Source organism: Nocardia sp. NPDC059195, from assembly GCF_042754695.1.
Lineage (GTDB): Bacteria > Actinomycetota > Actinomycetes > Mycobacteriales > Mycobacteriaceae > Nocardia.
The window spans coordinates 174662-197854 of sequence record NZ_JBHZBG010000008.1 but is presented as its reverse complement, the minus strand read 5'-3'; the positions used below and the strand labels follow the sequence as shown (position 1 = coordinate 197854).

The 23193-nt window shown below is 66.6% G+C and carries 21 protein-coding genes; 14 read left to right on the top strand and 7 right to left on the bottom strand.

All coding sequences use genetic code 11. The annotated features are described in order from the left end of the window. The 3 genes from rpsG (at position 1) to tuf (ending at position 3932) form a co-directional block, all read left to right on the top strand. Entirely contained in the window at positions 1–471 is a 471-nt protein-coding gene (gene rpsG, locus ACFXKN_RS13345) for a 30S ribosomal protein S7 (RefSeq protein ID WP_056814216.1), read from the top strand. A 33-nt stretch (positions 472–504) separates the two neighbouring features. Continuing rightward, a complete protein-coding gene (fusA, locus tag ACFXKN_RS13340; protein WP_378941040.1) occupies positions 505–2607 on the top strand; it encodes an elongation factor G in 2103 nt (700 codons plus the stop codon). A 134-nt stretch (positions 2608–2741) separates the two neighbouring features. Beyond that, entirely contained in the window at positions 2742–3932 is a 1191-nt protein-coding gene (gene tuf / locus ACFXKN_RS13335; protein ID WP_378941038.1) for an elongation factor Tu, read from the top strand. A gap of 112 nt (positions 3933–4044) precedes the next feature. On the opposite strand, the gene ACFXKN_RS13330 is transcribed toward tuf, so the two are convergent. Then, positions 4045–4392 (bottom strand): nitroreductase/quinone reductase family protein, encoded by a 348-nt coding sequence (locus ACFXKN_RS13330; protein WP_378941036.1) that lies wholly within the window; start codon positions 4390–4392, stop codon positions 4045–4047. Positions 4393–4518: 126 nt separating this feature from the next. Between ACFXKN_RS13330 and ACFXKN_RS13325 the strand changes: the two genes are divergently transcribed. After that, on the top strand, positions 4519–5340 hold the full coding sequence (locus tag ACFXKN_RS13325; RefSeq protein ID WP_378941034.1) for an alpha/beta fold hydrolase: 822 nt from the start codon (positions 4519–4521) through the stop codon (positions 5338–5340). Between the two features lies 1 nt (position 5341). On the opposite strand, the gene ACFXKN_RS13320 is transcribed toward ACFXKN_RS13325, so the two are convergent. Further along, a complete protein-coding gene (locus tag ACFXKN_RS13320) occupies positions 5342–5770 on the bottom strand; it encodes a PPOX class F420-dependent oxidoreductase (protein WP_378941032.1) in 429 nt (142 codons plus the stop codon). A gap of 331 nt (positions 5771–6101) precedes the next feature. Between ACFXKN_RS13320 and fusA (ACFXKN_RS13315) the strand changes: the two genes are divergently transcribed. After that, the gene (gene fusA, locus ACFXKN_RS13315; protein WP_378941030.1) at positions 6102–8186 is read left to right on the top strand and encodes an elongation factor G; all 2085 of its coding nucleotides are present in this window, start codon (positions 6102–6104) and stop codon (positions 8184–8186) included. Between the two features lie 53 nt (positions 8187–8239). Here fusA (ACFXKN_RS13315) and ACFXKN_RS13310 read toward each other — a convergent pair whose 3' ends face one another. Further along, positions 8240–9139: a helix-turn-helix transcriptional regulator gene (locus ACFXKN_RS13310; protein WP_378941028.1), complete on the bottom strand. Its 900-nt coding sequence runs from the start codon at positions 9137–9139 to the stop codon at positions 8240–8242. A gap of 102 nt (positions 9140–9241) precedes the next feature. Here ACFXKN_RS13310 and ACFXKN_RS13305 point away from each other — a divergent pair, with 102 nt between their 5' ends. Next, entirely contained in the window at positions 9242–10768 is a 1527-nt protein-coding gene (locus ACFXKN_RS13305; RefSeq protein ID WP_378941026.1) for an MFS transporter, read from the top strand. A gap of 16 nt (positions 10769–10784) precedes the next feature. Here ACFXKN_RS13305 and ACFXKN_RS13300 read toward each other — a convergent pair whose 3' ends face one another. Continuing rightward, on the bottom strand, positions 10785–11402 hold the full coding sequence (locus ACFXKN_RS13300; protein WP_378941024.1) for a TetR/AcrR family transcriptional regulator: 618 nt from the start codon (positions 11400–11402) through the stop codon (positions 10785–10787). After that, positions 11402–11758 (bottom strand): SPW repeat protein, encoded by a 357-nt coding sequence (locus tag ACFXKN_RS13295; protein ID WP_378941022.1) that lies wholly within the window; start codon positions 11756–11758, stop codon positions 11402–11404. Before ACFXKN_RS13295 ends, ACFXKN_RS13300 begins: the two co-directional genes overlap by 1 nt. Positions 11759–11976: 218 nt before the next feature. On the opposite strand from ACFXKN_RS13295, the gene ACFXKN_RS13290 reads away from it, so the two are divergent. From ACFXKN_RS13290 to ACFXKN_RS13280, 3 genes are all read left to right on the top strand, one after another. Continuing rightward, the gene (locus ACFXKN_RS13290) at positions 11977–13176 is read left to right on the top strand and encodes an NAD(P)/FAD-dependent oxidoreductase (RefSeq protein WP_378941020.1); all 1200 of its coding nucleotides are present in this window, start codon (positions 11977–11979) and stop codon (positions 13174–13176) included. Positions 13177–13383: 207 nt separating this feature from the next. Further along, the gene (locus ACFXKN_RS13285; RefSeq protein WP_378941018.1) at positions 13384–14148 is read left to right on the top strand and encodes a glutamate racemase; all 765 of its coding nucleotides are present in this window, start codon (positions 13384–13386) and stop codon (positions 14146–14148) included. Between the two features lie 81 nt (positions 14149–14229). After that, positions 14230–14970: a DNA alkylation repair protein gene (locus ACFXKN_RS13280; protein WP_378941016.1), complete on the top strand. Its 741-nt coding sequence runs from the start codon at positions 14230–14232 to the stop codon at positions 14968–14970. On the opposite strand, the gene ACFXKN_RS13275 is transcribed toward ACFXKN_RS13280, so the two are convergent. Then, positions 14967–16022, bottom strand: coding sequence for a 2Fe-2S iron-sulfur cluster-binding protein (locus ACFXKN_RS13275; RefSeq protein ID WP_378941014.1), 1056 nt, complete (start codon positions 16020–16022; stop codon positions 14967–14969). The genes ACFXKN_RS13280 and ACFXKN_RS13275 overlap by 4 nt on opposite strands. A 37-nt stretch (positions 16023–16059) precedes the next feature. Continuing rightward, entirely contained in the window at positions 16060–16698 is a 639-nt protein-coding gene (mftR2, locus tag ACFXKN_RS13270) for a mycofactocin system transcriptional regulator MftR2 (RefSeq protein ID WP_378941012.1), read from the bottom strand. 170 nt (positions 16699–16868) lie between these two features. On the opposite strand from mftR2, the gene mftA reads away from it, so the two are divergent. From mftA to ACFXKN_RS13245, 5 genes are all read left to right on the top strand, one after another. Continuing rightward, positions 16869–16973 (top strand): mycofactocin precursor MftA, encoded by a 105-nt coding sequence (gene mftA / locus ACFXKN_RS13265; protein ID WP_378941010.1) that lies wholly within the window; start codon positions 16869–16871, stop codon positions 16971–16973. Positions 16974–16975: 2 nt separating this feature from the next. Next, a complete protein-coding gene (mftC, locus tag ACFXKN_RS13260) occupies positions 16976–18469 on the top strand; it encodes a mycofactocin radical SAM maturase (RefSeq protein ID WP_379433066.1) in 1494 nt (497 codons plus the stop codon). Positions 18470–18610: 141 nt separating this feature from the next. Next, positions 18611–20008 (top strand): mycofactocin biosynthesis glycosyltransferase MftF, encoded by a 1398-nt coding sequence (gene mftF / locus ACFXKN_RS13255; protein WP_378913302.1) that lies wholly within the window; start codon positions 18611–18613, stop codon positions 20006–20008. Positions 20009–20018: 10 nt separating this feature from the next. Beyond that, positions 20019–21548 carry a GMC family oxidoreductase N-terminal domain-containing protein gene (locus tag ACFXKN_RS13250; RefSeq protein ID WP_378941007.1) on the top strand — a complete coding sequence of 510 codons (1530 nt, stop codon included), beginning with the start codon at positions 20019–20021 and terminating at the stop codon, positions 21546–21548. Positions 21549–21653: 105 nt separating this feature from the next. Then, positions 21654–23018: a GAF domain-containing protein gene (locus ACFXKN_RS13245; protein WP_378941005.1), complete on the top strand. Its 1365-nt coding sequence runs from the start codon at positions 21654–21656 to the stop codon at positions 23016–23018. Positions 23019–23193 lie beyond the last annotated feature (175 nt).

Sequence of the window (23193 nt, the reverse complement as noted above, 5' to 3'; positions counted from 1 at the left end):
ATGCCACGCAAGGGCCCCGCACCCAAGCGTCCGCTGATCAACGACCCGGTTTACGGGTCCCCGCTGGTCACTCAGCTGGTCAACAAGATCCTGATGGACGGCAAGAAGTCCACCGCCGAGCGCATCGTCTACGGCGCACTCGAGCAGGCGCGTGAGAAGACCGGCACCGATCCGGTCGTCACCCTCAAGCGCGCGCTGGACAACGTCAAGCCCGCCCTCGAGGTGAAGCCCCGTCGTGTCGGTGGCGCCACCTACCAGGTGCCGGTCGAGGTCCGTCCGGGCCGCGCCAACACCCTCGCGCTGCGCTGGCTGGTCAGCTACTCCCGCGCCCGTCGCGAGAAGACCATGGTCGAGCGTCTGGCCAACGAGCTCCTCGATGCCAGCAACGGCCTCGGTGCCGCTGTGAAGCGTCGCGAGGACACCCACAAGATGGCCGAGTCGAACCGGGCCTTCGCGCACTACCGCTGGTGATAGTCCGGCCCGTCACTTAAAAGGGAGAATTTCGTGGCACAGGACGTGCTCACCGACCTGAACAAGGTCCGCAACATCGGCATCATGGCCCACATCGATGCGGGCAAGACCACCACAACCGAACGCATCCTGTTCTACACCGGTATCACGTACAAGATCGGTGAAGTTCACGATGGCGCGGCCACGATGGACTGGATGGAGCAGGAGCAGGAGCGTGGTATCACCATCACCTCCGCGGCTACCACTTGCTTCTGGAAAGACAACCAGATCAACATCATCGACACCCCCGGGCACGTCGACTTCACCGTCGAGGTGGAGCGTTCGCTGCGCGTGCTCGATGGTGCGGTCGCGGTGTTCGACGGCAAAGAGGGTGTCGAGCCCCAGTCCGAGCAGGTGTGGCGTCAGGCCGACAAGTACGACGTGCCGCGTATCTGCTTCGTGAACAAGATGGACAAGCTCGGTGCGGATTTCTACTTCACCGTGCAGACCATCAAGGACCGTCTCGGCGCTCGTCCGCTCGTGATCCAGCTGCCGATCGGCGCTGAGAACGACTTCGAGGGCATCGTCGACCTGGTCGAGAACAATGCCAAGGTCTGGAAGGGCGAGACCAAGCTCGGCGAAGAGTACGAAGTCGTCGAGATCCCGGCCGACCTCAAGGAGAAGGCCGAGCAGTACCGTCAGGAACTGCTCGAGACCGTCGCCGAGTCCGACGAGGCACTGCTCGAGAAGTTCTTCGGTGGCGAGGATCTCTCCATCGAGGAGATCAAGGGCGCCATCCGCAAGATGACGGTCAACTCCGAGCTGTACCCGGTGCTGTGTGGTTCCGCGTTCAAGAACAAGGGCGTTCAGCCCATGCTCGACGCGGTCATCGACTACCTCCCTTCCCCGCTGGACGTCGAGGCCACCACCGGCCACGTGCCCAACAAGGAAGAAGAGCTGGTCACCCGCAAGCCCAACGTCGACGAGCCGTTCGCGGCCCTGGCGTTCAAGATCGCGGTGCACCCGTTCTTCGGTGAACTCACCTACGTGCGTGTGTACTCGGGTCAGGTTGCCTCCGGCGCCCAGGTCGTGAACTCGACCAAGGGCAAGAAGGAGCGTCTGGGCAAGCTGTTCCAGATGCACTCCAACAAGGAGATGCCGGTCGCGACGGCTTCGGCCGGCCACATCTACGCGGTCATCGGCCTGAAGGACACCACCACCGGTGACACCCTGTCCGACGCGCAGAACCAGGTCGTCCTCGAGTCGATGACCTTCCCGGATCCGGTCATCGAGGTCTCGATCGAGCCCAAGACCAAGTCCGACCAGGAGAAGCTCGGCACCGCGATCCAGAAGCTGGCGCGCGAAGACCCGACGTTCTCGGTCAAGCTCGACCAGGAGACCGGCCAGACCGTCATCGGCGGCATGGGCGAGCTCCACCTCGACATTCTCGTCGACCGTATGCGTCGCGAGTTCAAGGTCGAGGCCAACGTCGGCAAGCCGCAGGTGGCCTACCGCGAGACCATCACCAAGAAGGTCGAAAAGCACGAGTTCACCCACAAGAAGCAGACGGGTGGCTCCGGCCAGTTCGCGAAGGTCATCATCGCCCTCGAGCCGTTCGTCGGCGAAGACGGCGCGACCTACGAGTTCGAGAACAAGGTCTCCGGCGGTCGCGTGCCCCGTGAGTACATCCCGTCGGTCGACGCGGGCGCCCAGGATGCCATGCAGTACGGCGTGCTCGCCGGCTACCCGCTGGTGAACCTGAAGGTCAGCCTGCTCGACGGCGCGTACCACGACGTCGACTCCTCGGAGATGGCGTTCAAGATCGCGGGTTCGCAGGCCCTCAAGGAAGCGGCCCGCAAGGCCGGTCCGGTGATCCTCGAGCCGCTCATGGCGGTCGAGGTCATCACGCCCGAGGAATACATGGGCGACGTGATCGGCGACCTCAACTCCCGCCGTGGCCAGATTCAGGCCATGGAGGAACGCAGTGGTGCCCGTGTCGTCAAGGCGCTGGTTCCGCTCTCGGAGATGTTCGGTTACATCGGTGACCTGCGGTCCAAGACCCAGGGTCGCGCGAACTACTCCATGGTGTTCGCCCAGTACGCGGAGGTTCCGGCCAACGTGTCCAAGGAGATCATCGCTAAGGCGACCGGCGAATAAAACCCTCTTGCGGTCCAGTGACACACTGGACCGCAAGTGCTGGCCGTCAAGAAAAAACCCGGTCCCCACCCCCAGTGGGGATGACACACGCACTGCTGCAAATGCACGCACCAACAAGTCCAGGAGGACCCACAGTGGCGAAGGCGAAGTTCGAGCGGACGAAGCCGCACGTCAACATCGGCACCATCGGTCACGTCGACCACGGCAAGACCACGCTGACTGCAGCGATCACCAAGGTGCTGGCTGACAAGTACCCGACCCTGAACGACGCGTTCGCGTTCGATCAGATCGACAAGGCGCCGGAGGAGAAGGCTCGTGGTATCACGATCAACATCTCCCACGTCGAGTACCAGACGGAGAAGCGCCACTACGCGCACGTCGACGCCCCGGGCCACGCGGACTACATCAAGAACATGATCACCGGTGCGGCGCAGATGGACGGCGCCATCCTGGTGGTCGCGGCCACCGATGGCCCGATGCCGCAGACTCGCGAGCACGTGCTGCTCGCCCGTCAGGTCGGCGTGCCCTACATCCTGGTCGCGCTGAACAAGTCGGACATGGTCGATGACGAGGAAATCCTCGAGCTCGTCGAGATGGAGGTCCGCGAACTGCTGGCCTCGCAGGAATTCGACGAGGACGCGCCGGTCGTGCGCGTTTCCGGTCTGAAGGCGCTCGAGGGCGACCCGAAGTGGACCGAGTCGGTCGTCGAGCTGATGAACGCTGTTGACGAGGCGATCCCGGAGCCGGTCCGCGAGACCGAGCTTCCGTTCCTGATGCCCGTTGAGGACGTCTTCACGATCACCGGTCGTGGCACCGTCGTCACCGGTCGTATCGAGCGCGGCATCCTGAACGTGAACGAGGAGGTGGAAATCGTCGGCATCCGTGAGAAGTCGACCAAGACCACCGTCACCGGTATCGAGATGTTCCGCAAGCTGCTCGACCAGGGCCAGGCGGGCGACAACGTCGGTCTGCTGGTTCGTGGCATCAAGCGCGAAGATGTCGAGCGTGGCCAGGTTGTCGTCAAGCCGGGCACCACGACTCCCCACACGGAGTTCGAGGGCCAGGCCTACATCCTGTCGAAGGATGAGGGCGGCCGCCACACCCCGTTCTTCAACAACTACCGCCCGCAGTTCTACTTCCGTACCACGGACGTGACCGGCGTCGTTACCCTCCCCGAGGGCACCGAGATGGTCATGCCCGGCGACAACACCGAGATGAGCGTCAAGCTGATCCAGCCGGTCGCCATGGACGAAGGCCTGCGCTTCGCGATCCGCGAGGGTGGCCGCACCGTCGGTGCCGGTCGCGTCACGAAGATCATCAAGTGAGTCGGTAAGACCCACTGCACTACCTGAACGGCGTCGCTCCCCTGGGAGCGGCGCCGTTCGGCGTTTCGGGCGAGCTCGTCCGGTTCACATGGTGTCGACTCGGGCGGATGCGCTACTCCGGTCGGAAGCGGACGGACACTCCGCCGCGGTCGTCGCGGTGGGCTATGGCGTGGCCGGGGTGGTCGATGCCGTCGATGCGGAGGGTGGCGGGAGCGCCTTCGCCCAGGAAGTTGCGCCACCAGGTCTTCTTGTCCGGCATGGCCACGCCGATGAGGTATTCGTTGCCGGAGCGGCGGTAGTTGACGGGGGTGCTGATGGTGCGGCCCGAGCGGCGGCCGACGTAGGTGATCTGGGCGAAGGCCTTGCCCATTAGTTTGCCGATGACGGGTGCCTTGGTCAGGGCAACCACGCCGGTGTTGAATACGCCGACACCGCGGCGCAGCAGCGATTCTTGTCCCATCGGATTCTCCTGTAGTCGAACGAACCGTCAGCCTACCGACGGCGGATGACGTCGCAGGTCATCGTGGTTGTCGGTGGTGCTCGGTAGCCTTGGGGCGCTAGCGCATTCGACAAGATCGGAGACGTCATGAGTAGGGCCGCGCTCGAACGGGAACTGGATGTCCGCGAGGGCGTGCTCGAACACGGGATGCCCTATCTCGCGTTCGGATCGGGGCGGCCGCTGGTGTTCTTGCGGTGGTTCACGCCCGACCATGCGAATCCGCGTGGCTGGCTGCGGTCGAGCGAGATCAAGACGATGGCGCCGTTGGCCAGGAACTTCCGGGTGTACGCGGTCAATCGCGCGCCGGGGATGGCGGCAGGGACCTCGATGGCCGATATCGCGCAGGCGCACGCGCAAGCCCTGCGCGCCGAATTCGGTGCTCCCGTAGACGTTCTCGGCATCTCCTCGGGCGGTTCGGTAGCGCTGCAACTCGCCGCCGACCATCCATCCGCCGTGCGCCGATTGGTGATCGCTTCCTCCGCCTACCGTCTCGACCAGTCGGCGCGTACGTCGCAGATGAACTACGCGCAGGCCGCCGCCGCGGGCAAGCGCGCCCTGCACCACCTGGCAACCCAGGGCATCGAATCGCCGCTGAAGGCCCGCCTCGTCGGCGCGATGGCCTGGCTGGCGGACCCGCTACTTCGCCCGAAGAACCCGGCCGACACGCTCGCCTTCGTTCATGCCGAAGACGCCTTCGACCTGACCGACCGCCTCGCCGACATCACCACCCCCACCCTGGTTGTCGCCGGCGAACGCGACGAGTTCTACGAGCAATCCTCGTTCCGCCACACCGCCGAAGGCATTCCCGATTCCCGCCTGATCATCTATCCCGCCACGAGCCATCTGGGTGCGATCAAACATGCCCGCTTCGCCCCCGACGTCACCGAATTCCTTGCTGCGACAACCTGACTCAGCGAATCTTGGCACCGTAGACGCGTTCGACGCTCAACGCCATCAGCACCCGGCGGTCCGACACCATGACTTCCCGGTATTCGTTCCAATCAGGGTGCTCACCGGCAGCGGCACGGTAATAGGCGACAAGAGCCTCCACCTCGGGACCGGCTGGGTCGGTGCCAGGACCGGTGAGGGTGGCGCTGCCCTCGGCCGTGGCCCAGGACCAGCCGTCGGGCGCGGTCACCTCGAAGGCGGCCCGCGGATCCCGCCGGAGGTTGGCCGTCTTGGCCCGGCCTTCGGTCATCGAGACATAGATGATCCCGGCGTCGCGGTCGTAGTACGGGGTGACGGGGGACAGTTGCGGACGTCCGTCGGCTTTGATCGTGGCCAGTACGCCGAGCTTGGCCGTCGCGAGCAGTTGTTGCGGGTCGAACTCTGCTGTCATCGGTGGGTCTCCTCTGGGTGCGCGGTGCCTGACTCGCCGGATGGATACCACGGGCGGGCCCTCGTTGTGACGAACCGTGGTCGCGGCGGATTTATGCCCGCTTGAATCCTCGAACGCACTGGCGACGAAAAACCCGTCGACAGTCGAGCCTGCGACCGCGTAGAACTGGTCCCATGGTTACGGCACGTCCGCATTCGCGGCACTAGTTCACATCGGGTCTTCGGGCGCCGGTGTGGCGCCGCGTGATCCGACGCCCGTGCCGTCCGGTGGAACGCACAACTGGCGAGCGTCGATTCCTCGACCGAACTAGTTGACCCACTGGGGGATTCCCATGACCAGACCACGCACCGACCTCGCCCGCATCCGCAATATCGGTATCGCCGCCCACATCGACGCGGGCAAGACCACGACCACCGAGCGGGTGCTGTTCTACACCGGTGTCACCCGCACCCTCGGCGAGGTGCACGACGGCACCGCGGCGATGGATCGCATGATCCAGGAGCGCGAACACGGCATCACGATCGCCGCGGCGGCGACCACCTGCTGGTGGAACGAGCACCAGATCACCATCCTCGACACCCCCGGCCACGTCGACTTCACCGTCGAGGTGGAGCGCTCGCTGCGGGTGCTCGACGGTGCGATCGCCGTATTCGACGCCAAGGAAGGCGTGGAGCCGCAATCGGAACAGGTGTGGCGCCAGGCCGACAAGTACGGCGTTCCGCGGATCTGCTTCGTGAACAAGATGGACAAGCTCGGTGCCGATTTCGCGTTCACCGTGCGGACCATCGCGGAGCGACTCCGCGTGCGCCCATTGGTGATTCAGCTGCCGATCGGTGCGGAGCGGGAGTTCGAAGGGGTTATCGACCTGGTCGAGATGACCGCGAAGGTGTGGCGTGGCGACACCGGCCACGGTGCACGTTTCGAGACGGTCGAGATCCCGGAAGAGCTGCGCACCAAAGCCTTCCAGCACCGCGAAGCACTGGAAGCGGCGGTCGCCGAAGCTGATGAGGAAGTGCTGGAGCACTACCTCGCCGGTCAGCCGATCACCGTCGACGTGCTGAAAGCGGCCATCCGGCGAATGACGATCGACGCACAGGCCTACCCGGTCCTGTGTGGCTCGGCACTGGCGAACATCGGCGTGCAACCGCTGCTGGACGCCGTCGTCGACTATCTCCCGTCACCGCTGGATGTTGTCGCTGTGCACGGATTCTCGCCGGAGGGCGAGCACATCCACCGCGCACCCGATATCGCCGAGCCTTTCGCGGCCCTGGCGTTCAAGGTCGCGCTGCACCCGTTCTTCGGCAAGCTCGTCTACCTGCGGGTGTACTCCGGGACCGCCGAACCCGGTGCGACCGTATTGAATTCGACGAATGGACGAAAGGAGCGCCTGGGCACACTGTTCCAGATGCATTCGAGCACCGAGATCGCCGTCGAGCGGGTGCAGGCCGGTCAGATCTGTGCCGTGATCGGCCTGAAGGCGACGGGAACCGGCGACACCCTGTGCGATCGGGAGGCCCCCGTCGTGCTGGAGTCGATGACCTTCCCCGACCCGGTACTCGCCGTTTCGATCGAACCGAGGACCCGCGCCGACCAGGACAAGCTGGGCACCGCCCTGGCTCGCCTGGCCGACGAGGACCCGACGTTCACCGTGCACGTCGACGCCGAAACCGGCCAGACGGTCATCGGCGGCATGGGCGAACTGCATCTGGAGATCCTGGTCGACCGGATGAAACGGGAGTTCCGGGTCGACGCCGACATCGGCGCCCCACGCGTGGCCTACCGCGAAACCATCACCGCCGCGGTCGAGCTGTTCGAATACACCCACCGCAAGCAGCAGGGTGGGCACGGACAGTTCGCCAAGGTGGTGATCGCGCTGGCACCGCACGTGGCCGATGACGACGCGATCTACGAGTTCGAGAGCCGGGTTTCCGGCGGGCGCGTACCGCGGGAGTACATCCCCGCGGTCGACGCGGGCGCACAGGACGCGCTGCGCGTCGGCACGCTCGGCGGCTTCCCCATGGTGAACGTGAAGGTGACGTTGCTCGACGGCGGCGCGCACGTGCAGGATTCGTCGGAACTGGCGTTCCGTCTGGCGGGCGCGGCAGCGGTGCGTGCCGCGATCGCGCGGGCGAAGCCGGTACTGCTCGAACCGGTGATGGCTGTCGAGGTCGTGACGCCGGAGGAGTACGTCGGCGAGGTGATCGGTGACCTCAACGCCCGCCGTGGCCGGGTCACCGACCTCACGGAACGGGGCGGCGCGCACGTGGTGCGCGCGCTGACCCCGCTCCAGGAGATGTTCGGCTACATCGGGGACCTGCGCTCGAAAACCCGTGGCCGAGCGAACTACTCGATGGTGTTCGACTCCTACGCGCCGGTCCCACCGGGTGCGGCGGAGTCGATCATCACGGGCGGCTGATCGAAACCGGTGGCGTCGCACTGCGTGCGGCGTCACCGGTTCGTCCGCGAGACCTACGGGTGGGTTCCGTCCGACGTTTCGGAGTCGACCATCGCCGGAAGGTGGCGCGTCCCAGCGGATGCGGCCAGCAGGCGCAGCGCATCGGCCGAACTCTCGTTACGCGCGGTGTAGACCTCGAGGCGGTGGTCGGGACTGTCGGGCTGCAACCACACCTGATAGTCCACATCGACCCGGCCGACCGTCGGATGACGCAGATCCATGGGCCCGACCGTGCAATCAGCGACCTCCGCCGCAGCCCACAGCGTCGCGAACGTCGCACTGCGCATGGCGAGTTCGCCGATCAGTTCGGCCAGGTGCGCGTCGGTGGGATGGCGTCCAGCGGTCAGGCGAAGGTAGCCGACGTGGATGCGGGCGAGTTCGTCCCAGTTTCGGTACAGATCCCTGGCGAGCGGATCGAGGAAGAACAGTCGCGGAATCGACGGGCGCCGCGAGGGGTCCTCGGGAGCGGTGAAGTCGAGGTGCTCGGCGACCAGCGCGTGCCCGGCGCGGTTCCAGGCGAGCACATCGCCACGACGACCGAGGACGATGGCGGGCATGGTGTCGCCCAGTGAGGTGAGCAGCGTGAGTACGCGAGGGTGCGGTTGTTCCGGCTCCGTCCTGACCAGGCGTGGGACGGCCGGTTGGCCTGCGAGGTTGTGCAGGTGGGCCGTTTCGGCGGGGTCGAGTTGGAGCACCCGGGCGATGGCATCGATGACCTGCGCGGAGACGGTTCCTGCCTGGTCCTGCTCGAGGCGGGTGTAATACCCGGCACTGACCCCGGCGAGCTGAGCGAGTTCCTCGCGACGCAGGCCGGGTACGCGGCGGGTGACTCCGAAGGTTCGTAGGCCGATCCGTTCGGGGGTGGTTCGGTCGCGGCGGGACTTGAGGAACGTTCCGAGGCTTTCCAACTCCATCGTTCCTATCGTAGGCACCTGGGCGAGCACCTGCCTACCCCGCCTGGGTGTACCCACGTCAGGGGTCTGGTTGCCACCGGCACCCGATCGCAAGGTGGTGACATGTTGCGAACCCATGACACCGAGCTGCGGTCCTGGCTGGGCCTGCTGGTGGTGCTCGGCCCCGTACTGCTCGTCGCGATGGACGGCTCGGTGCTATTCCTGGCGATGCCCGCCATCACCGACGCACTGTCGCCTTCGGCCGACGAATCCCTCTGGATCCTGGACAGCTACGGCTTCGCGGTCGGCTCATTGTTGATCGCGTTCGGCACCATCGGTGACCGCTACGGCCGCAAGCGCCTGCTGATGATCGGCGCGGCGATGTTCGGCCTCGGCTCGGTGGGCGCGGCCTTCGCCACGAGCCCCGAGCTGCTGATCACCTTCCGGGTCCTGATGGGGGTGGCCGGTGCGACGCTGTTGCCATCGGCGCTCGCGGTGCTCGGCACCCTGTTCACCGACCCGCGTCGACGCGCACAGGCCATCGGCATCTTCGCCGCCACCTTCGCCGCGGGTTTCGCGGTCGGCCCGATCGTCGCCGGTCAGCTGCTCACCCGGTTCTGGTGGGGCTCGGTGCTGCTGATCAATGTGCCGGTGGTGCTGGTGTTCCTGGTGCTGGCGCCGGTCCTGCTCGGTGAGGTGCGCGCGACCGGTCTCGGTCGCATCGACGTGGCGAGCGTGCTCACCTCGGCGGTCGGGCTACTGCTCACCATGTACGCGGTGAAACATATGGCAGCACAGGGTATTTCGATCTCGTCGGTGATCGTCGGGCTGGCCGGTGTCGCGCTGCTCGGCGCGTTCGGCCGCAGGCAGGGGCGCATCGACAATCCGCTCATCGACTTCACCTTGTTCCGCAATCGGGTCTTCACCATCGCGATCATCACCGGGTTCCTGCCCCTGGCAGCCTGGTCGGCGACCGCCTATCTGGCCGCGACCTACCTGCAATCGGTCCTCGGCATGGCCATCGCCGACGCCGCGCTGCTCGCGGTCCCCGGAGCTCTCGTTCTCACCGTGGCCGCCGTCGTCACCCCGGCTGTCGTCGCCCGCATCGGCCACTCGGCAGCCCTGATCACCGCCCATTTCACGATCGCGGTCGGCCTGTTGCTGCTGTTGCCGACCAGCACCGGCGACGGTGTCGGCTGGTATATCGCCGCGACCGCCGTCGCGGGCATCGGCTACGGCATCTCGTTCAGCGTGGTCGCCGATATCGCTGTCGCCGCGGTCCCGGTCGAACGGGCCGGCGCGGCCGCTGCCCTGGCCGAAACCGGCAACGAGCTCGGCAACGCCCTCGGTATCGCCCTCTTCGGCTCCCTGGCCGCCGTCCTCTTCCGGATCGGCGGCCCCGACCTCGCTCCCACTCTCGGTGAGACCCTGGACCTGCCCGGTCTCGCCGCCGCCGAACTCGACGATGCCCGCAGCGCCTTCGTCAGCGGATTGCACGTCGTCGCCGCCACTGCGGCCACCCTGCACGGCATCCTCGGCTCGGTGGCCATCCGCGTTCTCCGTAGCGGGGCGCCCGCCGCGGGGACATCGGATTCGGTGCCGACCGGGTCGGCATCTAGTCGACGGCGCCCGGCGAACATCCGAAGCTGACGGATCGAGGCCGCCCTCAGCCGAGCTGGGTCATGCCCGCCGCAACCACCCGGGCGACATTCATCAGCTCGTCGGTCGTGGGGACTGGGAGACCGTCGAGGGCGTGGAGGCGGTCGGTGCTGGCGATGGCGAACATGGCGGAGACCCAGGCGGCGGCGCAGGCATGCAGGGTGGCTGGGCGAATGGGTGCGGGGGTGCTGGCTTGCAGGACACGGGTGGTGACGTCGAGGAGTTGGTCGCGCAGGGTGCGCAGTGTGCGGCGGACGTCGGGGTGGGTGTCGGCCTCGCGCCACATGATCACGCGCAGGACCGAGGAATGGTGATCGCGCAGGTTGATCGCGGTGTCGAGGTTGATCAGGCTGGCGGCCGGATCGCCGGGGGTGACCACGGCGGCGAGGTCGTCGATCGGGTGTGCCGGGACGCGTTCGCGCATGAGCGCGGACAGGATCGCGTTCTTGGTGGGGAAGTAGTAGAAGACCAGTCCTTTCGGCACGTCGGCCGCCGCGGCGACGGCTGCGGTCGCGGTGGCATCGAATCCCTGTGTGGCGAACAGGTTTTCGGCGGCATCCAGGATGAGTTGCCGGGCGTCGCCATCGCGTTTGGCGTTGCGGCGCCCGACTCGTCGGCCCGGCATCAGTGATGTGGAGCCATGTTGTGCAGGCGCTGGTTCATCGCGGGCAGTGCGGCGACCGCCACCACCGCCGTCACCACTCCGACCACCCATGCGGTCCAGGATGCGCCGCTGAAGGCGGTGAAGTCCATGGCCCACGGCGAGATGAACAGCAGCACGCCGAACACGCCCATCGCGTAGTCCGCGATGATCAGGTCGTCCCTGGCCATCTGGATCAGGCCGGTCGCGGCGATGAGTACGCCGAGCACTACGAGGGTCCAGCGGGCGTTGTCGTTGGTAGCGAGCCACAGGGGTGACAGTGCGGTGAATGCGCCGAGCACGACGGCGAGAAAATCCTGTGCGCGACTGTTGGTGAACATGGGCAAATGCCTCCTCGATGAGACGAAAAATACTTCTGACCTCGGTCTACTCCTGATTGACCGCCCGGTCGATACCGGAAGCGGCACGGTTGGGTTGCGACGTGGGTGTCACAGGTTCCTGGCGCACTGGTACAAACATCTGGGGCCGTAGTGGTCCGCGACACAGCAGAACATGGCATGGGTGCGGTCAGTGACCGAGCATGCCGAGAGGACACAACATGAGCGCGCCCATCGTGATCGTCGGAGCGGGTCTGGCAGGCCTGCGCACGGCCGAGGAACTGCGTCGGGCCGGGTACGAGGGCGGGGTGCTGCTGCTCGGTGACGAGACGCGCCCGCCATATGACCGTCCGCCGCTGTCGAAGCAGTTCGTCCGCGGCGAGACCGACGACACCACTCTTCGCCCGCCGGAGTTCTTCGCGGACAAGAACATCGAGCTGCGCCTCGGCACCGCCGTCACCGGCGTCGACACCGCCGCGCGCACCATCGCCCTGGCCGACGGCAGCACCGTCGCCTACGACCAGCTGATCATCGCGACCGGTCTGCGCCCCCGCAGGCTCCCCGGCTTGCCCGAGGTCGCGGGCGTGCACGTGTTGCGCGCTCATGAGGACGCCGAAACTCTGCGGGCCGAACTCGACGGTGCGAACCGCGCGCTGATCATCGGCGCCGGTTTCATCGGCTGTGAACTCGCCGCCAGTTTCCGGGCGGCCGGCGTCGAGGTCACCCTCGTCGAACCGCAGCCGACCCCGCTCGCGTCGGTCCTCGGCGAGCAGGTCGGTGGCCTGGTGGCGCGCATGCACCGTGCCGAAGGCGTCGACCTGCGCTGCGGCATCGGCGTCGACACCCTGCGCGCCGACGACGCGGGCCGGGTGCGCGGCGCGGTCTGCACCGACGGCACCGAGATCGCCGCCGACCTGGTCGTGGTCGGCGTCGGCTCCGTCCCCGTCACCGATTGGCTGGCCGACTCCGGCATCGAACTGGCCGAGCGGTCCGCGGGCGGTGGCGTGCTCGCCGACGAGGTCGGCCGCACCTCCGCCGACGCCGTCTGGGCCGTCGGCGATGTCGCCGCCTGGCAGCACGACAGTGGCGTCCGCAAGCGCGTGGAGCACTGGACCAGCGCGGGCGAACAGGCCAAACTCCTGGTCACCGCCCTCCTCGGCGGCGCGCCCCCCACCATGGCCCGCGTTCCGTACTTCTGGAGCGACCAGTACGACATCAAAATCCAGGCATTGGGCACTCCATCGCCCAACGACGACGTCACCATCGTCACCGACGACGGCCGCAAGTTCCTCGCCTACTACTCCCGTGACGGCATCCTCACCGCTGTCCTCGGGGCAGGCCTGACCGGCCAGGTGATGAAACTCCGAGCGAAGCTGGCGACCCCCACCCCGGTAGCCGACCTCCTCGCCGCAGCCGGCTGAAGGTCAGCGGATTCGAACCCCTGAGCCTGCCGTCGAGCCAGCGTTATACGGCCGGATTCGCTGGCAGGCCCCAGGGGAATCGAACCCCTGACCCCTGCCTTGACTCGGCATCGGGCCACCTGACCGTATTCGGCCTCGACACGGGCACTCGGGCGGTGCACACACGGTCGCGCAGGTCCGATCTCGCCGCTGTAATACGGTGTAGCGGTGATCGTCGCGCTCATCGATTCCGGCCTCGGCCTCTTGCCTACGGCTTCGTGGTTGCGCAAGCTGCGGCCCGATGTCGATCTGCTGCTACTGCTCGACCCCGACGGCGCGCCGTGGGGGCCCAAGCCCGAGCCGTGGGTGATCGAGCGGGTCGTCGGCGCGGCGCGGCAGGCGGTCGAGTCGGGGGCCGAGGTGATCGTGCTGCCGTGCAATACCGCCAGTGTCACCGCGTTGGCTCATGTGCGGGCCGAGGTGGGCGATTCGGTGCCGGTGATCGGCACCGTGCCCGCCATCAAACCGGCTGCCGCGCAATGTAATTCGGTGGCGGTATGGGCAACGGCGGCCACCACGGCCAGCCGTTACCAAGCCGACCTGATCGCCCGGTTCGGCGGTGACGCGAAGGTTGTCGGGGTCGCCTGCCATGGTCTGGCCGACGCGATCGACCGCGGCGATGTCACCGCCATCCGCGAGTCGATCGCCGACTCCGCCGCGCGCACTCCGGCCGATGTCGAGGGCGTGGTCCTCGGCTGCACGCACTACCCGCTGGTCATCGACGCCATCGTCGCCGCCCTGCCCGACGGCGTGCGCCTGTTCGACAGCGCCCAGGCCGTCGCCGCCCAAACCGTCCGCAAGATGGACGAGCTCGGTCGCCCGACTACCGGCACCGGCGTCGTCACCGTCCGCACGAGCGGGCGGCCGGGCGAATTGCCCTCCGGTGCTGCGACATTCGAGTCGGGCCGCCTGCTCGGTGCGCTGCCTGCTTGATCGGCCTCGCGAGCGCCTGCGCGAACATGTCACCGCACCCGTGTTGAATGCGCCAGAGAATCCCTCGACCCGGAGGTGCGTGTGTCCGAGCTCCCCACCGCTGCACAGGTGCGCAAGGCCCTCGCCGACCTGGCGAACCCCACTGACGCGCATCACCTGCAACGCTTCTTCAAGACCGGCCCCGGTGAATACGGCGAGGGCGACATCTTCCTCGGCATCCGAGTCCCCGTCACCAGAAAAGTGGCGAAACAGTTCGCCACACTTCCCCTGTCGCAGATCGACGAACTCCTCGACAGCCCCTTGCACGAGGAACGCCTGGCCGCCCTGTTCATCCTCAACGCCCGCTTCGCCGCGGCATCGAAACCGCGCGTCTTCGACGACAAGGCCCGCGCGGAGATGGTCGACCTCTACCTGGCGGCCGTCCGAAGGGGCCGAGTCAACAACTGGGACCTGGTCGACGCCTCCGCCGAGAACATCATCGGCCCGTGGCTGCTGGACAGAGACCGCACCCTGCTTTTCGAACTGGCCGAGCAGGATTCACTCTGGGAGCGCCGAGTAGCCCTGCTGTCCACCTTCGCCTTCATCAAGGCGGGCGACCCGAGCACGACCCTGGAACTCGCCGAAATCCTCCAGGCGGACCGCCGGGACCTCATCCAGAAAGCACTCGGCTGGATGCTGCGCGAAATAGGCAAACGCGTCGACCAGGCCGCGCTCACCGACTTCCTCGACAAGAACGCACCCGAATTGGGCCGCACCGCTTTGAGCTACGCGACCGAACACCTCGACCCCGCGCAACGCGCCGCCTACCGCGCCATGCGCTAGAACTGGATCCGCAACCGATCGGTCACCGGGCGCGCCTGGCAGCCGAGGATGTACCCGTTCGCGATGTCCTCGGGATCGAGGATCTCCGAATTGGCCATCTCCACTTTGCCTTCCAGCACCGTGCAGGCGCACGACCCGCACTCGCCCTCCTGGCAGGAGTAGGGCACGTCGAGGCCCTTGTCGAGCATGATGTCGACCAGCGTCTGCTTGCGCGGCCACGACATCTCGTGCACCTGACCGTCGAGCTCCACCTCGACCGTCGCCGCGTCAGCGGCCTCGGCCTCGGACACCTCGGCGGGTGCGTGGTCGGCGAACGGATCGCCGGCGAGGGAATTGAACACCTCGGCATGGGTCCGGTTCCGCGGCACCTCGAGCGCGGCCAGTGAGTCGTGCACCAGGTCCATGAACGGCTTCGGCCCGCACATGAACGCCTCATAGGCGGTGTAGGGCGCGACCAGGGTGGCCAGCATGTCGGCGGTCGGCAGTCCGAGCAGCGGTTCGAGCCAGTGGATAACGGTGAGTCGCTGGGGATGTTTGCCGACGAGATCGCGGAGTTCGTCGGCGAAGATCACCGAGTTCGCGTCGCGGTTGGCGTAGACCAGCACGATCTTGCCCGAACCCTGCGACAGCGCCGACTTCAGAATCGACATCACCGGCGTGATCCCGCTGCCCGCCCCGAACAGCAGCAGGTCCTCGTCGAGATTCTTGGGTGTGAACACACCCGACGGCGGCAGCACCTCGATCTCGTCGCCGGCGGCGATGTTGTCGCACAGCCAGTTCGAGCCGTACCCGTCCACGGTGCGCTTGACGGTCACCTTCGGCAGATCATCGGTGAACGGCGAACTGGCCAGCGAATAGCAGCGGGCGACCGATCCGGTCTGCTCGCTCGGGATACGCAGGGTCAGGAACTGGCCGGGGGAGTAGGTGAAGCGCTCGCGCAGTTCGGCGGGCACCTCGAAGACCACGGAGTGGGTGTCGGCTGTTTCGGCGATCACCGCGGCTACCCGCAGCACCACCGAGCGCGAGCCGTGCGGAACCTCGACTGTGGTCATGTCGTCCTCTCGGGCAAAACTAGAACGTGTTTCAGTTTCATGCTAATCCGGGACGCGCCTGCAGGGCAAGCTGCGCCTCGAGACCGGCGACCAGCACCTCCATCCCGAAGTCGTAGGAGTACTTGCCGCGCAGGTCGGACATGTACTTCGTGGCTCGGGCCACTGCCTCTGGCAGCAGCACGTCCGCCGGCGCGGAACGATCGCGCGGGTTCACTCTGCTGCGGCCGAACAGGTAGGTGTGGATGGTCGCGTAGGCGGCCAGCACGTTGCGGTCGTTGAAGCCCGCGTCGAACAGGATCTCCATCACGGCGTCGATCAGGTCGAGCTGCTTGCCGAGCATCTGCTCGAGCAAGATGTCGCCCAGGCCGGGATGCGTGCGCAGTTTATCGTCTATCTGATCGATCAGATCGCGCAGGCGCTGCTGCCACGGACCGGACTCGCGCGGCGGCTTGCGCACCCCGAGCAGTGCGGCGCTGGCGACCAGGTCGAGTAGCTCGCGCTTGTCGGCCACGTAGTAGTACGGCGCCATCGGCGAAACCCCGAGCTCGCGCGAGAGTCTGCGCATCGACAGTTTCTCGACCCCGTCCTCGCGCACCACCTTGAGTGCCGCGTCGACGATCTCAGCCTCGGACAGAGTCGAATTTGCGCCACTCCCCGCCCCTCCGTGGTTACGCAAGCTTCCTCCTCCGGGCTATCAGCCCTTTTCCCGTCCTGCCCCCGGAAGTCTAGAGGGGTTCGCACTCGATGGGGATGGGGTGTGCGCAGAGGAATTTTTCCCAATTCCGTGCTTTATGGCAGTCACTGACGTTAAGGTCGGAGGTGACCGGCAACACAATGGAGGTAGTCATGCCTGAGAACACCACGCCTGCGACCGTCGAATCCGACGCGGACCTGGTCACCGAGACGCTGATCGAAGAGGTCAGCATCGACGGCATGTGCGGCGTGTACTGACCATGCTGGATCTCGACACCCGCTGGACGCTGCACCCGCGGGTCTCGTTGCGCCCGGAATCCTTCGGCGCGCTGCTGTACCACTTCGGGACCCGCAAGCTCTCGTTCCTCAAGAGCCGCGATCTCGTCGACGTGGTCCAGTCGCTGCCCGCGCACTCTTCCGTGCGCGCGGCACTGCGTGCCAAGGGCATCGACGCCTCCGACGCGCACCTCGCCGCGCTCGGGCAGCTGGCCGACACCGACATGATCGTGCCGACCCCGGGCCCGGTCACCGCCGCACCCGCCCCGATTCACGCCGCCGCCGCACCGCAGGCGGGTTCCGCGACGCAGGGCGGCAGGCTGATCGACCGTTTCGAATCGGGCCTGGCCGCACCGATCTGCCTCACCTGGGAACTCACCTACGCCTGCAACCTGTCGTGCGTGCACTGCCTGTCGTCCTCGGGCCGCCGCGACCCGAACGAACTCAGCACCGAACAGTGCAAGGCGCTGATCGACGAGTTCGAGCGCATGCAGATCTTCTACGTCAATATCGGCGGCGGTGAACCGACCGTGCGCCCGGACTTCTGGGAACTGGTCGACTACGCCACCGCGCACAATGTGGGGGTCAAGTTCTCCACCAATGGCGTTCGCATCAACGAAGAGGTCGCCGCCCGCTTGGCGGCCAGCGATTACGTCGACGTGCAGATCTCCCTCGACGGTGCCGACGCCGCGGTCAACGATGCCGTGCGCGGCCCCGGCTCCTACGACACCGCGATCAAGGCATTGTCGAATCTCGCCGCGGCGGGCTTCAAGGACGCGAAGCTCTCGGTGGTCGCCACCCGCCACAACATCTCCCAGCTCGATGAGTTCAAGGCCATCGCCGACAAGTACGGCGCCACTTTGCGACTCACCCGCCTGCGCCCCTCCGGCCGTGGTGCCGACGTGTGGGACGAACTGCACCCGCTTCCCGAACAGCAACGCGAGCTCTACGACTGGCTCGTACTCAACGGTGAGGGCGTGCTCACCGGCGACTCGTTCTTCCACCTGTCCGCATTCGGCTCGGCCCTACCGGGTTTGAACATGTGTGGTGCGGGCCGCGTGGTCTGCCTGGTCGATCCGGTCGGCGACGTCTATGCCTGCCCGTTCGCCATCCACGACCGCTTCAAGGCCGGAAACATCGTCGCCGACGGCGGTTTCGACGCGGTCTGGACCAATTCGCAGCTTTTCGCCGAGCTGCGCGAACCGGTCGACGGTGGCGCGTGCACGAAGTGCTCGCACTACGACTCGTGCCGTGGCGGCTGCATGGCGGCGAAATTCTTCACCGGTCTCCCCGCCAACGGACCCGACCCGGAGTGCGTGCAGGGCTACGGCGAAGCGGCATTGACGGCACCAGGGCGCACCATTCCGCGTCCCGCTGTCGACCACTCACGTCCGGTTCGCAGCCGTGCCAGGGTGTCGCTGCCGCTGACCGTGAAGCGTCCACCTGCCAAGGCGTGCAACGAGAGTCCGCTCGGCTGACCCGAGGCCGGTTGCCGGAAATGCGCTGCCGATCTTGTTGACGCGTCCGGCAACCGGTCAAGGCGGCATTTCAGGCAGACTTTCCTCCTTTTTTGTGGGGTGATGATGTCTGAGAGCCCAATTGCGCATAGCATGCGAGGAATGCGCCATGATCGTCTGCCCGACGGCTTCGGGGTACGGATCGATCCACGGGTACGCGCATTTTCCGGGGGTCGGATCCTGATCGGAGGATCGCCCGCACGGATGCTGCGCTTGGCCCCGGAGGCCGCCGAGTTGATCGGCGACGGATACCTGGAGGTGACCGACACCAAGTCCGCGATCGTCGCGCGCCGACTGCTCGATTCCGGCGTGGCCAACCCACGTCCGCGGCTCGAACCGTCACTAGACGATGTCACCGTGGTCATCCCGCTCTACAACAATGCCGACGGGCTGTTACGTCTGCTGGCGGTGCTGCGCGGGCACAATGTGATCGTCGTCGACGACGGTTCCGACGAGCCGGTCCGCATTCCGCCGCGACCGGGCCGTGGTCAGGTGACGGTGCTGCGTCACGAGAGTCCGCTCGGCCCCGCGGCTGCCCGGAATGCCGGATTACAGGCGGCGACAACGGGCTTCGTCGCGTTCCTCGACTCCGATGTGGTGCCCCGCAGCGGATGGCTCGAGGTCATGCTCGGACATTTCAGCGATCCGCAGGTCGCGCTGGTCGCGCCGCGGATCGTCGCTTTGGACTCCGAATCCAACGCACTCGCCCGCTACGAACACACCCGCTCCTCGCTCGACCTCGGCCGCCGCGAGTCGGCGGTGCACGCGCGCGGCATCGTGTCGTATGTGCCGAGCGCGGCACTGCTGGCCAGGAGCGCCGCGCTGCTCGGCGAGGGTGGATTCGACGAATCGATGCAGGTGGCCGAGGACGTCGACCTGTGCTGGCGGCTCGAACGCGCGGGCTGGCGGTTGCGCTATGAGCCTGCCGCGCACGTCGCCCACGATCACCGGGTCGCCTTCCGCGCCTGGTTCGGGCGAAAGCTGTTCTACGGCACCGGTGCCGCACCGCTCGGTAAACGGCACTCGGGTCTGGTCTCGCCGCTGTCGGTGCCGACCTGGACCGTGCTGGCGAGTCTGCTGTTCGCGACGCTGTCGAAGTGGGGCCTGCTCGGCGGGCTCGTCACTCTCGCCACGGCATTGGTTCGCCTGCGCCGCGTCTTCACCGAACTCGACAACCCGACCAGGATCGCCGCGGTCTACCTGGCACGCGGCTACTTCGCCGGCATGTGGCGACTGGCTTCGGCGATGTGCCGCGACTATTGGCCGGTGACGCTACTCGCCGTCATCGCGTCGAGCCGGATCCGCAAGATCGCCATCACCATGGCACTCGCCGACGGTCTGGCCGACTGGTTCACCCATCGCGACGCAGGCGGCCTCGACCCGCTGCGCTATGTGGCCTACAAGCGCCTCGACGACGTGGCCTACGGCACGGGCCTGTGGCTGGGCGTCATCCGGGCGCGCAGTTTCGAAGCGCTCAAGCCGAGCGTGCCACCCCGCTGAATACGACTGCGTGACGAGCACTCTCATCGTCGGAGCCGGGTCGGCGGGGTGTGTGCTCGCCGCCCGGCTCAGCGCTGATCCGGCGCGTTCGGTGCGGGTGTTCGAAGCCGGACCGGTCTACCGGACCATGGGGGAGCTGCCCTTCGAACTGCTCGACCCGGGTCACCTGCCGGTCGGTCCCGAGTCTCGGGTGGTATGGCGATATCCGGGAAACCTCGTGCGCGGCAAGCTGATCGGTGGATCCGGTTCGATCAACGGCAGCTACTTCATCCGGCCGCCGGCCACCGATTTCGCGGCGTGGAGTGCGGTGGCGGGCCCGCGCTGGGCGTTCGAATCGGTCCTGCCCGTGTTCTGCGACCTCGAACACGACGTAGATTTCGGCAACGCCCCGGGCCACGGGGTCGCAGGCCCGATCCCGATCTCACGAACCAGCGACTTCACCGCGTTCAGTGCCGAATTCGCGGAACGCTGCGCGGCAGCGGGATTTAACGAAATCCCCGACCTCAACACACCGACGGGGTTTGAACAGCCGCGATCCACGCCGAGCAATAGCCGCGGCTGCATACGGCAGAAACGCCCCACGATCCTCGGATCTCCAGGAGTGCCCGACGTCGACCCGGCGAGATTCGCCGACGTCTTCGCCCGGCCCGGTGTGAACCACTCGGATGGATTCGGGCGAGTGCCGTTGGCGGTGTCGCGAGGTCGTCGAGCGGGGCCCGCCTTCACTCATCTATATCCGGCGATGGGGCGACGAAACCTGACGGTCACCAGCGACACCATGGTGACCAGGCTACTGCTGCGTGGTACGCGGGTAATCGGCGTGGAATGGGCGCGTGGTCGCGAGCGCGGGCGAACCTATGCCGATCAGACGGTGTTGTGCGCGGGTGCGGTGGAGTCGGCCGCACTGCTGATCAGATCGGGGATCGGCCCCGAACCGCTGCTGCGCTCGCTCGGTGTTCCGATCGTGCGGCCCGCTCCGGTCGGCGCGTGGTGCACCGATCACCCCGAGATCGGCGTCGAATTCCCCGACGACGAGCCCGCTGAGCCCGCCGTCCCACTCGAATATGTCCTCGACATCGACGACCTGGAACTACGGCCGTACACCACGATGTTCACGCCGGGTCTTCGCAGAATCGGCGTCGCCCTGATGCGTCCCGATTCGACCGGCGAGCTGACCCTGGTTTCGGCAGATCCGGCCGTCCCCGCCCGCGTCGACCAGCGCTATCTCCGCAGTGAACGAGACCGTGCCCGCCTTCGCGATGGCGTGGCGCTCACCGCGGATCTGCTCGGTCGACGAATCGGCCCCGTCGACGACGCCTGGCTGCACGCCAACCTGGGCACCTCTCAACATCTTTCCGGTACCTGCCGGATGGGCCCGGCGCACGACGAGCGAGCGGTGGTCGACGAACTGGGCCGCGTCCACGGCATCGAGGCCCTGACGGTCGCCGATCTATCGGTCGTCCCGGTCCCGCTCGGCCGCGGTCCACAGGCCACCACAGTGATGCTCGCCGCAGCCATCGCGGACCACACGGGTGTGTGACGAAGTGACAGTTGATACCACGATGAGACCTGCACGACAAACCCAGACTTCTGTCGTTTTGCCCGATAACTGCCCGGTACAGTTTGTAGCGGGAAAGAAAGGCAAATGGTCAGCAATCTTGCAGGTGGGAGGCCCCCACGGCAGGCATCGGAGTCGGGCGCACAGCTCGGTGCTCTGGAAGCCTATGCCGCACAGGCCCATGGATATCTCAGTGCCGGTGGTGAACAGCTTACCCAGCTGGCCGGTCTACTACGTCCGCTCGTTCTCGAATCATGGCTGCGCAGTGCGCGCGGTGGTGTCGACCCGACGGACGTCATCGACAGTCGCGGGCTGCGCGGCGCCGATCTGGAGCGCTATCGCGATGCTCATCCCATCGCCGCGCTCATGCCCTTGATCGACAAACTGCTGGTCCAGGACGCGTCGCAGGCCGGATTGATCGTGACAGTGGCCGACCAGTTCGGTCGCGTGCTGTCGGTGCACGGCCATCCGGAGCAGGTCGCCGCCGCCGCCGAGATCGGCGTGCGCGAGGGCGACGATCTCAGCGAGCGCCGAATCGGCACCAACGCCGTCGGCCTCGTGGTGCGCACCGGCCGCGCCACCTGGATCCACGGACCCGAACATTTCCTGCATCGCATGCACCAGATCACCGGCGCCGCGGCTCCCGTTCACGAGCCGGATGGCCGCCTGATCGGCGTATTGATGATTGCCGGCGGGATGCGGGTGGCCAAGCCGGAAATCCTCGCTTTGGTCAAAGCCGCCGCGACGGCCGCCGAAATGGACCTGGTGCTGCGAGCGATGCGCGCGAGCCACGGCATCGCGGCACCGGTGCCGGTGAACCGCGACGACACCGGACAGGCCAAGCTCGGCCTCGATGTGTTGGGTTTGGGACAACCTCAGTTGAGCATCGCGGGGGAGCGGGTGCCGCTCTCGCAGCGCCATGCCGAGATCCTGCTCTTGCTCACCGAATATCCCGAAGGCCTAGGCGCCGACCACTTGGCACTGCTGCTCGACGACACCGATCTGGACAACGGCACGATCCGCGCGGCGATGTCGCGGCTGCGGTCGGTGGTCGGCGCCTCGGTGGTCGGTTCGCGCCCATACCGTCTGCGCGTGCATGTCGCAACCGATGTGGAGGCCTTGCGGGCCGCTCTCGACTCCGGTGATATCGAATCCGCATTGCGCTTGTACGCGGGCCCGGTGCTCCCGCGCTCCTCGGCTCCGGGTATCTGCGACATCCGCGACGAGCTGCGGGTCCGCTTGCGGACCGCCGTGCTCGCCGCCCCCGACGCCGGAGTGCTGCGCCGCTGGACGTCGTGCCCGGAAGGGCGTGACGACGCTGCGGCCTGGGCCGCCTACCGGTCAACTGTCGATCGTGATTCGCCACTGTATGCGCAGATAGAAGCCAAGATCCGGGTGCTCGACCGGCGCATCGGCGCAGATGCAACGCAGATGCAACGTTTCGGCTCATAGGGTCCCGGTCTGAAGGTGTGATGGCTCACATATCTGTAGCCGATGTGTTGGAGCCCACATTCGTGCCCTGGTCGTGACCAACCCCCTGTGCGGACTGGACGATCGACCGATTTTTTTAGCGGAAAAAGTACCTTTTTATTAAACGAGGGCTTACTGTCGGCACTGCATGGACAGG